11 protein-coding genes are annotated in these 15230 nt (G+C 49.6%); all 11 read left to right on the top strand.

Annotation, left to right across the window (positions count from 1 at the left end):
- The first annotated feature begins 125 nt into the window (after positions 1 to 125).
- The 11 genes from ybgC to ilvD all read left to right on the top strand — a co-directional run bounded on the left by ybgC (position 126) and on the right by ilvD (position 15013).
- Positions 126 to 524 (top strand): tol-pal system-associated acyl-CoA thioesterase, encoded by a 399-nt coding sequence (ybgC, locus tag ACO0K2_RS16885; RefSeq protein WP_423020960.1) that lies wholly within the window; start codon positions 126 to 128, stop codon positions 522 to 524.
- Positions 525 to 663: 139 nt separating this feature from the next.
- Positions 664 to 1359: a protein TolQ gene (gene tolQ / locus ACO0K2_RS16880; RefSeq protein ID WP_423020958.1), complete on the top strand. Its 696-nt coding sequence runs from the start codon at positions 664 to 666 to the stop codon at positions 1357 to 1359.
- 13 nt (positions 1360 to 1372) lie between these two features.
- A complete protein-coding gene (locus ACO0K2_RS16875; RefSeq protein WP_423020956.1) occupies positions 1373 to 1816 on the top strand; it encodes an ExbD/TolR family protein in 444 nt (147 codons plus the stop codon).
- 5 nt (positions 1817 to 1821) lie between these two features.
- Positions 1822 to 3780 carry an autotransporter assembly complex protein TamA gene (locus ACO0K2_RS16870; RefSeq protein ID WP_423020954.1) on the top strand — a complete coding sequence of 653 codons (1959 nt, stop codon included), beginning with the start codon at positions 1822 to 1824 and terminating at the stop codon, positions 3778 to 3780.
- Position 3781: 1 nt separating this feature from the next.
- On the top strand, positions 3782 to 7903 hold the full coding sequence (locus ACO0K2_RS16865; RefSeq protein WP_423020952.1) for a translocation/assembly module TamB domain-containing protein: 4122 nt from the start codon (positions 3782 to 3784) through the stop codon (positions 7901 to 7903).
- 362 nt (positions 7904 to 8265) lie between these two features.
- The gene (locus tag ACO0K2_RS16860) at positions 8266 to 9936 is read left to right on the top strand and encodes a methyl-accepting chemotaxis protein (protein ID WP_423020950.1); all 1671 of its coding nucleotides are present in this window, start codon (positions 8266 to 8268) and stop codon (positions 9934 to 9936) included.
- Between the two features lie 295 nt (positions 9937 to 10231).
- The gene (locus tag ACO0K2_RS16855) at positions 10232 to 11458 is read left to right on the top strand and encodes an MFS transporter (protein WP_423021027.1); all 1227 of its coding nucleotides are present in this window, start codon (positions 10232 to 10234) and stop codon (positions 11456 to 11458) included.
- 101 nt (positions 11459 to 11559) lie between these two features.
- On the top strand, positions 11560 to 11994 hold the full coding sequence (locus ACO0K2_RS16850) for a YeeE/YedE family protein (RefSeq protein ID WP_423020948.1): 435 nt from the start codon (positions 11560 to 11562) through the stop codon (positions 11992 to 11994).
- 8 nt (positions 11995 to 12002) lie between these two features.
- Entirely contained in the window at positions 12003 to 12425 is a 423-nt protein-coding gene (locus ACO0K2_RS16845; protein ID WP_423020946.1) for a DUF6691 family protein, read from the top strand.
- 10 nt (positions 12426 to 12435) lie between these two features.
- Complete coding sequence (locus ACO0K2_RS16840) at positions 12436 to 12918, top strand: AraC family transcriptional regulator (RefSeq protein ID WP_423020944.1); 483 nt, start codon at positions 12436 to 12438, stop codon at positions 12916 to 12918.
- A 217-nt stretch (positions 12919 to 13135) separates the two neighbouring features.
- Positions 13136 to 15013: a dihydroxy-acid dehydratase gene (gene ilvD, locus ACO0K2_RS16835; protein ID WP_423020942.1), complete on the top strand. Its 1878-nt coding sequence runs from the start codon at positions 13136 to 13138 to the stop codon at positions 15011 to 15013.
- Positions 15014 to 15230: the final 217 nt, after the last annotated feature.

Here is a 15230-nt window from a genome sequence, read left to right as displayed (position 1 = left end):
TTTCTCTGTAGTCTGTCAGGGAAGAATCCTTAAGATCATTTATCCATCGCTTGTTTACAAGTAGAATGGCGGGTAATCTTTTGACCATAGCAAAACAACAGCAAAACAATTGCTACATATAACTTATGTCCATATTTAATTGGAATGTTCGGGTTTATTACGAAGATACCGATGCCGGTGGCATCGTCTTCTATGCCAACTATCTCAAATTCTTTGAACGTGCTCGAACAGAGTGGTTACGCGCATCCGGCGTCAACCAGCAACAGATGGCCCAAGAGCATGAAGTGATGTTTGTCGTGAAGTCGACAGCGGTTGATTATCATTCACCCGCCAAACTCGACGATGAACTAAAACTGACCGTGGTAGTCGAAAAGCTGGGCAAGGCTTCTGTGCAATTTGTACAAGAAGCGTGGTGTGGTGATCGCCTGCTGGCGACCGGGAAAATTAAAGTGGGGTGTGTCGGCGTTAATACCTTACGTCCCGCACCCATTCCTGATGTTGTTTTGGCAAAAATTTCGGTATAGTCCCCACGTGCCTTCGCATCGCACTTGCATCTCTGGCTGAATTTTCTATTTATTGCTTTATTTGCATGTTTAAGAAATAAAATTTGGCATCGTAGTGCTTTTTAATTCATTCATCTTTTACTGTTTTTAATCTGATTTTATGACTGCTACACAAGATCTTTCATTTTTGAGTCTGATAGGCAATGCGTCTGTTCTGGTACAGCTGGTGTTGGCGTTGTTATTGGGCGTGTCACTGACAAGTTGGACATACATTTTTAGCAAGATGTTCGCCATCAAGAAAGCACGAACGCAAACTGAGCAGTTTGAGCGTAGCTTTTGGTCGGGTGGCAATTTGATTGATTTGTACCAAGAAGCAGTCAGCAACCGCCGTAACGCCAGCGCGAAAATGGGTGCGATGGAGCGTATCTTCGAAGCGGGTATGAGCGAATACCAAAAAGTGAAAAATGCCAATAAAGTCTCCTTGGATGCAGGCGCAATGCTCGACGGTGCTCGCCGCGCCATGCGGGCTGCGTATCAGCGTGAAATGGACTTGCTGGAGTCTCATCTGTCCTTCTTAGCCTCGGTAGGTTCTGTTTCTCCGTACATCGGTTTGTTCGGTACGGTGTGGGGGATTATGAATTCGTTCCGCGGCTTAGCCAACGTACAGCAAGCCACCTTGGCGGCCGTCGCCCCTGGTATTGCCGAGGCATTGATTGCGACTGCTATTGGTTTGTTCGCAGCGATTCCAGCGGTCTTGGCGTACAACCGTTACTCGCATGAAATTGATCGTTTGGCGATTCGATTTGAAACGTTTATCGAAGAATTCTCTAATATTCTTCAGCGTCAATCACGTTAATGACTGAGCAAGCATGAGTTATCTGCGTGGCGAACGTAAACGCAAATTGAAAGCAGAAATTAACGTTGTTCCTTACATTGACGTGATGTTGGTGTTGTTGATCATTTTTATGGTGTGTGCACCAATGACCAATCCAACTGTCATTAATTTGCCGACAGCAGGGCAGTCCACCCAGCCGCCGTCTTCGTATATTGAAATCTCGATTGCCAAGAACAACACATGGGCAATCGCGATCAAATCCAAGGCGGAAGCGGGTGGAAGCAATGCAGCTGAAGACAAAGAAGAGACCTCTGATCGAGATAAATTGATGCAAAAACTGCGTGAATACCATGAAGCCAAGCCCGATTTGGCTGTGCTAGTCTCGGCGGATAAAAAAGTCGAATATGACAATGTTGTCCAAGTCATCTCTGATGCAAAAAAAATTGGTTTTAGTCGCGTTGGTTTAGCAACGAAATAGTGCTAATGGCGATCGCTACTCCTCCCGTGCGTTTGTCCTTGGTGTTGTTGGGACTCATCAGTGCACCTGCATGGGCGGGAGGTGACGTCTTTATTCCTCAGGTCGAAAGCCATACGGCGTTGAATGTTGGCAGTGTCGAAGCGCCGCAATCGACAGCCACTGTGCAAGAGACATCGACCAGTACGCGTAAAGCGGCTGATGTTGAATCCGAGTCGACGCGTGACGATGATCTGAATGCTTCGACAGGTACTCCAGCCCGAATCAGCGGCAGTTTCCGTTTGCAAGCGCCCAAAAATGATTGGTCTGCTTTATTGCGCGAACACATTCCAGAGTTTGGGCCGTCGCCTGAATCGCAAAATATCACCCCTTCTTTGATCCGCCGGATTCGTCAGGATATCAGCGATATTCTTGCTACCGAAGGCTACTTTTCACCACAGATTCGCTTTGAAAATCTTGATGAGGTCGCTCTACGTGATGCCAAATCCGATGCAGAAAAAGTGATTCATGTGAACGTGGAGCCTGGCCCCATTACCACCGTGACCAGTGTTGACATTCAATTCGAAGGCGCGCTCAAGCAGGCGGTGGATGCGAATGATGCAGCAGCAATACAAAGTCGTCAGGCAGCCCTGAGTAGCTGGAGTCTCAAGGTGGGCGATGTGTTTAAGGAGGATGGCTGGAGCCAATCAAAAAACCAGTTGACGGAAGCTTTACGCACAAACGTCTATGCAGCAGCGAAATTGAGCCAGAGTGATGCCAATATTGATGCTGATGCGGCCAAGGCGGATCTGGCGTTGATGGTCGATAGTGGCCCCGCATTTAGTTTTGGTCCTCTGCAAGTGACTGGACTCAAACGTTACCAACGTTGGATTTTGGATCGCTATCAGCCGCCTCGCGAAGGCGAGCTGTATTCGCGTGCACGTTTGCTTGAATTTCAACGTGCACTACAAAATTCGCCGTATTTTGCCTCGGTTGCTGTCGCCATCGAGCCTGATCCTGCCAAAGCGCAGGGCGTGCCGATTGATGTGAACCTTGTTGAGCGCAAGCCCCGAGATCTGAGTTTTGGTCTTGGTTATAGTACTAACACCGGGTTTCGGAGCGAAATCGCTTATCGTGATCGTGATATTTTGAGCCAAGCGTGGGATTTGCGCAGTGCCATTCGCATTGAGCAAAAACGTCAGGTGGGCTATGCCGATATCTATTTGCCGCCGAATGACAATAAGCTAGATTCCTTTGGTGTCATTGTTGATCGCGAAAATCTTTCTGGTGTGTTGACAGTGAAAGATGCGATCGGCATCAAACGTACCACGACCAATGGCCACGTCGAACAACGACTGGGCGTGAACCTCGTGCATGAAAAAATTACGGTCGATGGTGAACAGACGCAAATCAGTAAAGCCTTGGTTGGGAACGTCGGTTGGACATGGCGCGATGTGGATAATACGTTCGCTCCGCGTAAGGGAGAAATTTATCAACTCGATTTAGCAGGTTCAGAAAAAGCCTTGTTGTCGGATCAGCGTTTTGTACGCCTCTACGCCAAGTATCAACGCTGGATTCCTGTTGGTCGTGCAGACAGTGTTATTTTAAGGGCGGAACTCGGTCAGGTATTTGCAGGCGGGGATGAAGGCGTTCCGGAAGACTATTTGTTCCGCACAGGTGGTAGTGCAACGGTTCGTGGCTATGCCTACCAAAGTCTCGGTGTAGAGCAGGGAACGGCGGTCACCGGCGGACGCGTGATGACAACGGCCAGTGCGGAGTATGTGCATTGGCTTGATACGACGTGGGGTGTTGCTACTTTTGTTGATGCCGGTGATGCAGCAGAATCATGGAAGAGTCTGCGTATGTATGAATCCATGGGTATTGGAGGACGGTATCGCACGCCAGCAGGTCCTATTGCACTTGATCTCGCTTATGGTCGTCAGACGAAAAAACTGAGACTCGATTTTTCTATTGCAATTGCATTCTGATATGAACAATCCGACACCGGAATCTGCTAATGATAATCCAACCCCTGTCGCGGTACGACGGGGTGGTCGGTTTTGGCCATTGTTTGGCGGCGTGGCCGTCGGTTTGGTATTTCTGCTGTGTGCATTGTTTTTCTGGGCAGTGAAAACCGAAGCCGGTACGAAAGCCTTGTTCTCTGTCGCCCATTATTTGACCGCAGGTCACCTCACCGTGGATGATGTGCATGGATCACTGGGTGATGACCTTGAAGTGTCGAATATGACGTTTCATAGCGCCTCGTTGAAGATAGAAGCGCGCGGTATTCATTTAACGTGGCAACCCTCGGCCTTGTGGCAACAACGGGCGGTGATTGATCGCCTGTATGTCACTTCGCTTCGTGTCGCCAGTCAATCCGATCATACCCCAGCCACGCTACCTTCACGATTGGCGTTGCCGTTCGATCTCGACGCGCGTGATCTTGCTGTCGGGGAGTTGATCATTGCCGACATCGATCAACAGCAGCGGCAGACGGAAGTTGTTCAATTAAGTGCTTTAACTGGCGCACTTCGTTTTGATCATGGACGCTACCAAGGACACGTTATTGGTATGACACCTTGGGGACGCGTGGATGTGAGTTCATTACGCTTGGATGGGGCGGCTCCTTATCCGATTCAAGCAACTGCCACCTGGTCGGGTCATGTTCTGAGCGATAAGCCTGCGGTGAAGTTGGCAGTCACTGCTGGCGGTGATTTGCAATTGATTAAACTCACGGCCTTAGCGCAGTTGGCCTCAGCCACCACCAATGCTAAGCAATTATCGGGTCAGGCGAGTGCAAGCGTAGCGCCCTTTTCGCAAGAAACGCTGTCGCAATTAGATATTGACTTGCAACACGTCGACCCGTCGATGTGGGTGGCATCGGCACCCGCAGCAGACCTCACCCTCAAACTGAATGCCCACCCGGATGCTACAAAGAAAAATAAGACAGGGTTATTGACAGGGCGCTTCACCGCGGTGAACGCGGCCGCTGCCGCTTTGAGTCAACATGGCGTTCCTGTGACGCAGTTGAGTTCACAGTTTGTTTTGGATGGTACGGCATTGCAATTGTCCGCTTTACAGGTCGCGCTTGCCGGCGACGGCACAATACGCGGCTCGGTGAATCTTGATTGGCAGACAGCACAACCGAAGGCCGACGCGCGCCTTCAACTCAATCACATTAATTTATTAAAGATCGATGAACATCTGCGCCAATCGGCGATCTCCGGTGAACTCACTGCCACAACGCCGAATCAGGACACTATTCAGGTTCGTGCGCAGTTACGGGATGTCGCGGCTTTGCTGAATGTCGATCTTCAATATGGTATTCGTCAGCGACTACTCAATCTCAACCAATTTCATCTTGCCTCGCAGGATTCTTCTATTGATGGTCAGGGTGATTTCTCATTCGATGCCCAACAGGCTTTTCATGTAAAAGGTGTCCTGAAAAATGTCGATCCAGCAAAATGGCTGGCGGTACCAGCGGGACATTTGAACGCAGCGTTTAGCTCCACAGGGCAGATCTCACCTGATGTGCGTGTGAGTGCACAAGTCTCTCACTTATCTGGTCAATATGCAGGAAAAGTGGTCGAAGCAAACGCCGACCTGCAATGGCACAATGGAGAAGCCACCGTGCGGCAATTGGATGCGCGCTGGGGAAGCAATGTGATGAGTGCACAAGGTGCTTGGGGTGGCGCCAATGATGCGTTGAACGTGCATCTCAATGCGCCACAATTGAGTGAATTGAATGTCTTACTGGCAAAGACACCACTGTCCGTTCAGGGCGATGTGAATGCGGATCTCGTCTTGCAAGGAAAAATCGCGGCACCTGCTGGTCAACTCACCATGCATGCGGGCTCTTTGCGCATCACTACCGCAGCGCAGGTGTACTCGCTGCAAGATCTCGATGGAAAACTCAATGTCTCTCCGGCGACAGAGGGGGTAGTTGACGGAGAAATCACAGCCCATCATTTACGTGCCGATGCCGCTTCTCTGACAGATGTGGAAGATAAAATTGAACAGGTTCAATTGCGGCTCAAGGGTCGTCGCAGTGCGCATGATATTGCGCTGACGTTCGCATTGCCGGGGCAGCGACGCATTGCCGCGCAATTTGGCGGTGGTCTGCACACGCAGGTGACGAATAAAATAGAAACGCAGAGTTGGGATGGCCAGTTGCAGTCCTTGGTGTTGCATGGAAAAACAGACGCCCGTTTGGTGAATCCTACAGCACTCCATATCTCACCTGAAAAAATCAGCGTGGGCAACGTGCAGATTACCAGTGACCTTGCGCACTTTACGCTCGAACAATTGGTGTGGACGCCGCAATCACTTCAAACCAGTGGTCATGTCAGTGATGCGAAGGTCACTGATTTACTCAACCTCGTCAAGCCACAATATGCAGTGACTGGAGGGTTGCAACTCAATGCCGATTGGAATATCGAGCTGGGTGACATCGTACGTGGTCAGATTCATATTCAACGCCAAAGTGGCGATCTACGTTTTAGTGATCCAGATGGTACCGGTACGCCCATCCCCCTCGGCATCAAGGAATTAAATGTGCAAATGCGGCTTGGCGGCCTCGTTGCGGGTACTAACGGCCAGCGAATAGCAATGACGCTGGACGCAGATGGTGTCCGATTGGGACAAATGCATGTCAAAGGGGATACCCTGCTCGAAAAGCAGAATGGTGCTTGGACTGTGTTGCCGACGGCGCCGCTCAATGGCAAGGTCAATGCCGTTTTACCTGATTTAGAGTGGGTTGGTTCGTGGATTAATCCCGGTGTGGTGCTCAAGGGAAGGTTAAACCTCGATGCGACTGTTGCCGGTCAGTTGGGCACGCCGCACTATCATGCCGATTTGGCCGGCAGAGAAATCGAATTCGCATTTGCCTCTGAAGGTTTATTGCTACCGAACGGTGTGTTGGATGCGCAAATCGATGACGCTCATTTGAAACTAACGCGACTGCAATTTTCAAACAAAGTCACATCGTTGCCGCAACATGAGCAGTTTAAAGGTTGGGATATCATGGGGCAGCGCGGTGAGTTTAATGCGAGTGGTGAACTTGATATTGGTCGCGAGACAGGATCGATTAGCGCGCAATGGCAACAGTTCCCGCTCCTGCAACGGAAGGATCGGTGGCTGCTGATTTCTGGGCAGGTCAGTATTTCTGAAGCGAATAATATCTGGAGTTTGAACGGAAAAGTCTTGGCCGATGGTGCTTATTTCAAACTACCAAAATTGCCACCCCCTAGCTTGTCGAGCGACGTTCACGTGAGTCGTAAAACGGATAAACTCGCAGTAAAAAATGGTGACCCAGCCAACAATAAAAAAGGTCTCAAAACGCGCGTCGATGTGAGCTTCGATGTTGGGTCTCGATTCGTTTTTGTGGGGCGTGGTTTGGATACGGGTTTGAGCGGGAGTTTGCGCTTACGTTCGATTGATGGAAGTCCGCTCCAAGCAACGGGGTCGATTAATACCGTCAAAGGTTTTTACGAGGGCTATGGTCAACAATTGACGATTGATCGGGGCATACTGAACTTTCAAGGCCCGCCTGCAAACCCAGGTTTGAATATCCGCGCACTGCGTCAAGGCTTGCCGGTCGAGGCAGGTGTAGAGGTCGTTGGTACGGTGGTCGCACCGCAAGTGCGTTTGGTGTCAGAGCCGGATGTGCCCGATGCAGAAAAATTGACATGGTTGGTACTGGGACGCGGTTCTGATCAATTGGCGGGTGGCGATGCATCACTCCTTATGTCTGCTGCTACGGCAATTTTTGGTGGCGATGGAAGCCGTAATGTACCTAAGAGTATTGTTCAAGGGCTGGGCTTTGATGAATTTTCGATTGGTAATGCCAGTGGAACACCTTCATCCCACGTGCCAGGGCAGACCGTCGCTGGTGCAACCTCGACGTCGACAACGTCATCGACAAGTACAGATCAGGTGGTGAGTGTGGGCAAACATTTGATGCCCGGGCTTGTTTTGGCTGTCGAGCGGGGACTTGGTGATGCAAGCGGCGCGGTGAAATTAAGTTGGCAGCTCACTCGAAGAATCACCATCATCGGACGGACCGGAAGCGAGTCTGCTGTCGATATTAATTACACCTTTTCTTTTAACTAACTAAAGACGGTGTGTCCTTTTCGTCGTTACTTGTCTTTTTTGACATCGCTCGAATGCCACGTCATAGCGATGTGATCTATCCCTGTACATTGTTCCCGTCGTGCGACAAGCGTCGATAAAAACGACAGTGTAAAAAGCCAAAAAATGTAAATTTCCGTTGATAAAACATTTCAGACATTAAAATTCATTTAGTTTTTGCAGTGGCCTCTCCCTCAAATCATCTCTTGTAAAACCACTTCGCATTACAGTTGCTTTTGTCACCAGCGTTGATGGAAGTTGATGAAGTATGTGTCGAGCGGCATTGAATCAAATTCAATGAAATTCAGTGACTTACTTGTGTTTTTTTACCATTCGGGGGAAACATGCGCACCAACCTTCCTGTCACCAACCGAGAATACATGTTGGCCGACGATGAAACGATCGTTTCTAAAACAGATTTACAAGGAAATATCACTTATATTAATGACGACTTCGTGCGAGTGAGTGGCTTTTCTGAGGCTGAGCTGCTTGGTGCTCCTCAGAACATCGTGCGTCATCCTGACATGCCAGTTGAAGCATTTGCTGATTTTTGGGAAACGATTAAGAGCGGTAAGGCATGGACAGGTCTGGTCAAAAACCGATGCAAAAATGGCGATCATTATTGGGTGGAGGCGACTGCAGCACCATTGATTAACAACGGTCAAATGGTTGGTTACACATCAATTCGCGTGAAGCCATCTCGCGACAAAGTCAACGCTGCGGAAGCCGCTTACCGTGCCATCAAAAACGGTGACAAGTCTCTTCAAATTCGACAGGGTGTTGCGATCAAAAATGCCTCTGTACGGAAACTCAATCCTTTCGCCAACTTACGCCTCGGATCAAAGATTACCGCGTTTGTCGGTGTACTCGCTGCCTTGATGGTGACATTTGCCATTCTTTCTATAACTGGTGCTGTGAAGGACTATCCTGTCACCACGAATGTGCTCGCAGCCTTTGGGGTAGCATATGCCATCATCGTCGGTATCAATATCTATCAAAGCATCATTACCCCTATCTTAGAGCTCAATAACGCCATTGAAAATATGAGTTCAGGGGATTTGTCTGCAGCAATTGTCAGTCGTGGCAATAACGAGTTGACCGATTTAACGGAAGCGCTACGTGTCCTTCAGACGAATATTAAATTATTAATTGGACAGATTAAACAAAGTACGGGGCACGTTAACGAGGGGGCAAATGAAATCGCCCAAGGGAGTCTGGATTTGTCTTCTCGAACAGAAACCCAAGCAAGTTCGTTAGAAGAAACAGCGTCATCGATGGAGCAGCTAACCTCGACCGTCAAACAGAACGCAGATAATTCACGCGAAGCGAGTTATTTGGTCGTGTCCGCTGCTGACACGGCCGAGCGCGGTGGCGTAGCCGTATCCAACGTTGTCGCAACGATGGGCGCGATTAAAACGAGCTCAAGTAAGATCGCGGATATTATCGGTGTTATCGATGGTATTGCATTTCAAACAAATATTTTGGCGTTGAATGCGGCGGTGGAGGCAGCACGTGCAGGTGAGCAAGGGCGTGGATTCGCCGTCGTTGCGAGTGAGGTGCGCAATTTGGCGCAACGCAGTGCGAATGCGGCAAAAGAAATTAAAGTCTTAATTAGTGATTCCGTCGCTCAGGTCGATGCTGGGGCAAAATTGGTGGACGAAGCTGGTAATACCATGGGTGAAATCGTCAGCGGCGTCAAACGAGCGGCCGAAATCATGCACGAAATTACTGCAGCAAGCCAGGAGCAGAGTGCCGGTATTGGTCAAATTAATCAGGCGGTCGCTCAAATGGATAATATGACACAACAAAACGCCGGGTTAGTCGAAGAGGCTTCCGCTGCTGCAGAAACATTGAAAAATCAGGCGCACAATCTCACTGAACTTGTGAATTCATTTAAGCTTGTTAGGACCTCCAATGGTGGCATCGGTTCGATAAGACGGGCACAAGTAGCATCGGTCGCTAAAAAACAAAGAGCGACGCAACAACTCATGTTTGATTCTTCTGCTGCTGATTAGCAACCTCGCATTGCCCTCAGAAGCGTAGAGAACACGCCGCTGTCATCAATTCGCCCTTGTTGGAGGGTGGGTTGTCGCAGCGGTATGCGCGCTTCTGCATTTTCTTTGTGTTTTCTTTGCATTTTCGTGCGGTGCTATGCGCAATACATCGTCAGAGCAACACCATCTCTGATTGTCCGCGCTGCATTGTGATATGGCGCTTTTGCGATAAAGAATGACATGATGTCGCAATACTGACGACGCTTTTTTCACTAGACTGTCTGCACTCTCTTGAATTTTATGATGAATCAACATGATGCAAACAGCGACAGAAGTGGGTCATAGCGCACCCACGCCAAAGGAAGTGACTGGTTTTCGGGTATTGGGGGCCATTAGTGTTGCCCATTTTCTCAACGATATGATTCAGTCGTTGATCTTATCGATTTATCCATTGCTGAAAGGTAATTTTCATCTCAGCTTTGCACAGATCGGATTGATTACACTCACCTACCAGATGACCGCATCCATTTTGCAGCCAGTGGTGGGTATGTACACCGATAAGCATCCCAAACCCTATTCATTGGCACTTGGTATGGGGTTCACCCTTGTTGGCCTTTTGCTGTTATCGGTGGCATCTCATTATGGAATCGTGCTATTCGCCGCAGCCTTGGTGGGAACGGGATCGTCGATTTTTCATCCAGAATCTTCTCGTGTTGCACGGATGGCTTCGGGTGGTCGTCATGGTCTTGCACAGTCTATTTTTCAGGTTGGTGGGAATGCTGGTAGCGCAATGGGGCCCTTGTTGGCTGCGTGGATCATTATTCCTCACGGACAAACAAGTATTGCGTGGTTTTCCGTGGCGGCATTGCTGGCGATTGTGATCCTCTGGCAGATCGGTAATTGGTACAAGCGTCGGCGGAGTGAGATGTCAACAAAAGCCGGAAAATCTGGCCATTCGCACGCCGTGCTACCCCGTCGGCAAGTCATGTTTTCGATTGGTATCTTGTTGCTGCTGATTTTTTCAAAATACTTTTACATGGCAAGCTTAAGCAGCTACTTCACGTTTTATCTCATCAGTAAGTTCCATCTATCCATACAAGATGCACAGTTTCAGCTCTTTATGTTCTTGTTTGCGGTTGCTGTTGGTACGGTGTTGGGTGGTCCGATTGGTGATAAGGTAGGACGTAAATGGGTGATCTGGGCGTCAATCTTGGGTGTTGCGCCTTTTACCTTGATGCTGCCTTATGCGAATCTGTTTTGGACGGGTGTCTTGTCGGTCGTGATCGGTATCATTCTTGCGTCAGCTTTTTCGGCAATTTTAGTCTTCGCCCAAGAATTGGTGCCTGGAAAAGTCGGTACGATCTCAGGACTGTTTTTCGGTTTTGCGTTTGGTATGGGCGGGATTGGTGCGGCGGCGCTGGGGAAACTTGCTGATATGACCGATATTTATTTTGTTTATCAGGTCTGCTCCTTTTTGCCGTTACTCGGACTTGCAGCAGCGTTTTTACCTCGATTAGAAAAGTACCCGCATCAAACTTCATGACGAAAATCAATCGGGTCGCTAAATGCGTCGCCGTACAGTAAAATAATTGAACGTGCTGGGGCTGATCCCAGCACGTTTTTTTGTTTTCCTGAAAGAACATCATGTCTATCGCATGGAACCTTTTTACCCCGTGGACCGCGCTCATGGGTGGCGCTTTGATTGGACTCGCTGCCGCTATATTGATTTTGTTTAACGGAAAAATTGCTGGCATCAGTGGCATTCTGGCGGGGGCGCTCAAATCAATGAGCATGGGTGGCTATTGGCGCCTCACGTTTTTGCTGGGTTTATTGATAGCCCCCCTTGTTTATCAACTCTTTTTACCTTTGCCAGCCTTGCAAATAGAGGCAGGCACGGGACGTTTGTTACTCGCTGGCTTATTGGTCGGCATCGGGACGCGTTATGGCGCAGGGTGCACAAGTGGTCACGGTGTCTGTGGGCTATCCCGATTGTCGCTGCGTTCGTTGGTTGCCACGATGAGCTTTATGGGCGCAGGTTTTCTCACTGTATTTATTATTCGTCATGTTTTTCACGGGTGAGCACAACAATGATTTATGTCACATCTCTTATTGCAGGTTTGGTGTTTGGGCTTGGTCTGATTGTCAGTGGAATGGTAAATCCGGGCAAAGTACAAGGTTTTTTGGATCTGGCTGGTGAGTGGGATCCTTCTTTGATGTTGGTGATGGGCGGGGCGATTGCAGTGGGGCTGATCGCATTTTTGATCGCCAAAAGACGCACAGTTAGTCTGATCGGCGAACGCATTGAGTTGCCTTCCAATACGATCATTGATGTCAGGTTGGTGGCGGGGAGCGCTCTATTCGGTGCAGGCTGGGGCTTAGCGGGGTTTTGCCCAGGTCCAGCCTTGGTCGGGTTGGGAATGGGATTGCCCTCAGCCGCGATCTTTGTTGTAGCGATGATTGCAGGCATGCTGCTGTTTGAGTTCATCGAAAAAAGGCGTACATCGAAATGACCAACCGAGAATGGCAAAACCTATGAATGCCATGCACGTCGACATCGTTGAATTTCCCCTCACGTTGGTTGCAGCGATCGAGCATCGCGGCTCACCTGCACTAGAGCACGAGAGTGTGCGTCGTCTGATTGCGTGGCGCATCGAATGTGGCTATCCCCCTGATCGCCATCCCACCTACGGCGTTCATTATGATGACCCGTGGACAACCGCGCCTGAACAGTATCGGGCTGATTTTTGCGTGGCGGTAGAGGAGGAAGTTGCGGCGAATTCTTTTGGTGTTGTGAATAAAAAAATACCAGGTGGGCGTTGTGCAAAAGTCAGACACCGGGGATCACGAGAGAATATTCCCGCAGCCCGATATCTTTGTGAAACCTGGTTGCCTCAGAGTGGGGAGTCCTTACGCGGCTTTCCTCTTTTCTTTCACTACGTCAATGTTGGTCCACATGTGGCCGAGGCGGATATGGTGACGGACGTGTATCTACCAATTGCTTGAAGCTCATTCGCAAGTGAATAATTCACTCTGCGAGCACCATACGGTACGAAGAATTCCGTTGGCAATAGAGAGTCGCCCGTTGATCAATGGAAGTGTCATTAATATGTATTACGACTTAATTTCTGATTATATTCATATTTGACATATCGTTATTTGCAAGGCACAGTGAGATCCTCATTGATTTATTTGTTGCACAGAACTACAACAGGAGTCGCTCATGCCCGCATATCGTTCACGTACCACTACCCACGGCCGTAATATGGCCGGTGCCCGCGCCCTGTGGCGTGCTACCGGCATGAAAGACGGCGATTTTGATAAGCCGATCATCGCCGTGGTGAATTCATTTACGCAATTTGTGCCAGGTCATGTGCATCTGAAAGATTTGGGACAAATGGTGGCGCGTGAGATTGAAGCGGCCGGTGGCGTGGCAAAAGAATTCAATACAATTGCTGTTGATGATGGTATCGCGATGGGACATGGCGGTATGTTGTACTCATTGCCATCACGGGAGTTGATTGCGGATTCCGTTGAATACATGGTCAATGCCCACTGCGCTGATGCGATGGTTTGCATTTCCAACTGCGATAAAATTACCCCAGGGATGCTGATGGCTGCCATGCGCCTCAATATTCCGGTTGTATTTGTTTCAGGTGGTCCGATGGAGGCGGGTAAGGTCTTAGAGACACTCCATCCTAAGCAAACGGGCGAACAAAAAATCATGAAAATCGATCTGGTCGATGCCATGATTAAAGCCGGTGACAGCAAAGTCAGCGACGAAGAAATCGGTCGTATCGAACGCTCCGCATGTCCAACCTGTGGATCCTGTTCGGGCATGTTTACGGCGAACTCCATGAACTGTCTGACCGAAGCGTTAGGCTTGTCCCTCCCTGGTAACGGTACGATCCTTGCCACCCACGCAGACCGTAAAGAACTGTTCCTGCGCGCGGGTCGCTTGGTTGTTGAGCTTGCAAAGCGCCATTACGAGCAAGATGACTATTCCGTTCTGCCACGCTCTATCGCTACCAAAGCGACTTTCGAAAACGCAATGGCGCTCGACGTTTCGATGGGCGGTTCCACCAACACCGTTTTGCATCTGCTCGCAGCGGCCAACGAGGCGGGCGTCGACTTTACGATGGCCGATATTGATCGCATTTCGCGCAAAGTGCCATGTTTGTGTAAGGTGGCACCGATGACGGACAAATATCATATTGAAGACGTGCATCGTGCCGGCGGCATTATTTCCATCCTTGGCGAACTGGCACGTGCTGGCTTGCTCGACACGTCCAGACCTACCGTTCACAGCCCCACCATGGCTGACGCCATCGCCCAATACGATATCGCAGTATCAAGTGATGAAGCCGTCAAAACCTTGTTTATGGCGGCACCAGGCGGTGTCCCAACGCAGACAGCCTTCTCTCAAAACAAACGCTTTGATAGCCTCGACACAGACCGTGCAGCGGGTTGCATCCGCGATAAAGCACATGCCTACTCGCAAGATGGCGGATTGGCTGTGTTGTACGGCAATCTCGCAGAAAAAGGATGTATCGTCAAAACGGCTGGCGTCGATGAAAGCATCTTGAAATTCACTGGCAAGGCGCGCGTCTTCGAAAGCCAAGATGCCGCGGTTGAGGCTATTTTAGGTGACACAGTGCACGAGGGTGATGTCGTTATCATTCGCTATGAAGGTCCCAAAGGTGGTCCTGGCATGCAAGAAATGCTGTATCCAACGTCCTACATTAAGTCAAAAGGACTTGGTAAAGCGTGCGCCTTGTTCACAGATGGTCGTTTTTCAGGCGGCTCATCCGGGCTCGTGATTGGTCACGCCTCCCCAGAGGCGGCAGAGGGCGGGGCGATTGGTTTGGTCGAAGAGGGCGATATCATTGAGATCGATATTCCTGAGCGTCGAATTCACCTGAAAATCAGTGATACGGATCTCGCAGCACGTCGTGTTGCGATGGAAGCCCGTGGCGATGCCGCGTGGCAGCCAGTCAATCGTGATCGCTATGTGTCGCAGGCCTTGCAAGCTTATGCTGCATTGGCGACCTCCGCTGATCGCGGTGCGGTGCGGGATATTTCGCAATTGAAGCGTAAATAAGGCGCAAATAAAGCTAATTAACTCATCAGTATTGCATCTCAGAAAACATGCAAAGCCCCGAGTGATCGGGGCTTTTAGAGCACATCTTCCACGTTCATTTCCTGCGAAAGTGATAGCGATTCCGGTATCTTTTTCATAGGTCGTTTATACTCTCCCTTTTGGTGATACATTTTGTTATCATCTTTGCCACTTTAAAATGAAACAGAATCCTCTTTCA

Source organism: Undibacterium sp. MH2W (assembly GCF_049340215.1).
Classification (GTDB): Bacteria; Pseudomonadota; Gammaproteobacteria; order Burkholderiales; family Burkholderiaceae_D; genus Undibacterium.
Note: the sequence above shows the minus strand (reverse complement) of the source record. Positions and strands in the feature narration are given on the sequence as shown.

Excerpts from the sequence above, each read along its gene's own strand:
- ybgC (WP_423020960.1), top strand. The coding sequence starts at position 126 with ATGTCCATATTTAATTGGAATGTTCGGGTTTATTACGAAGATACCGAT.
- tolQ (WP_423020958.1), top strand. The coding sequence starts at position 664 with ATGACTGCTACACAAGATCTTTCATTTTTGAGTCTGATAGGCAATGCG.
- ACO0K2_RS16875 (WP_423020956.1), top strand. The coding sequence starts at position 1,373 with ATGAGTTATCTGCGTGGCGAACGTAAACGCAAATTGAAAGCAGAAATT.
- ACO0K2_RS16870 (WP_423020954.1), top strand. The coding sequence starts at position 1,822 with ATGGCGATCGCTACTCCTCCCGTGCGTTTGTCCTTGGTGTTGTTGGGA.
- ACO0K2_RS16865 (WP_423020952.1), top strand. The coding sequence starts at position 3,782 with ATGAACAATCCGACACCGGAATCTGCTAATGATAATCCAACCCCTGTC.
- ACO0K2_RS16860 (WP_423020950.1), top strand. The coding sequence starts at position 8,266 with ATGCGCACCAACCTTCCTGTCACCAACCGAGAATACATGTTGGCCGAC.
- ACO0K2_RS16855 (WP_423021027.1), top strand. The coding sequence starts at position 10,232 with ATGCAAACAGCGACAGAAGTGGGTCATAGCGCACCCACGCCAAAGGAA.
- ACO0K2_RS16850 (WP_423020948.1), top strand. The coding sequence starts at position 11,560 with ATGTCTATCGCATGGAACCTTTTTACCCCGTGGACCGCGCTCATGGGT.
- ACO0K2_RS16845 (WP_423020946.1), top strand. The coding sequence starts at position 12,003 with ATGATTTATGTCACATCTCTTATTGCAGGTTTGGTGTTTGGGCTTGGT.
- ACO0K2_RS16840 (WP_423020944.1), top strand. The coding sequence starts at position 12,436 with ATGGCAAAACCTATGAATGCCATGCACGTCGACATCGTTGAATTTCCC.
- ilvD (WP_423020942.1), top strand. The coding sequence starts at position 13,136 with ATGCCCGCATATCGTTCACGTACCACTACCCACGGCCGTAATATGGCC.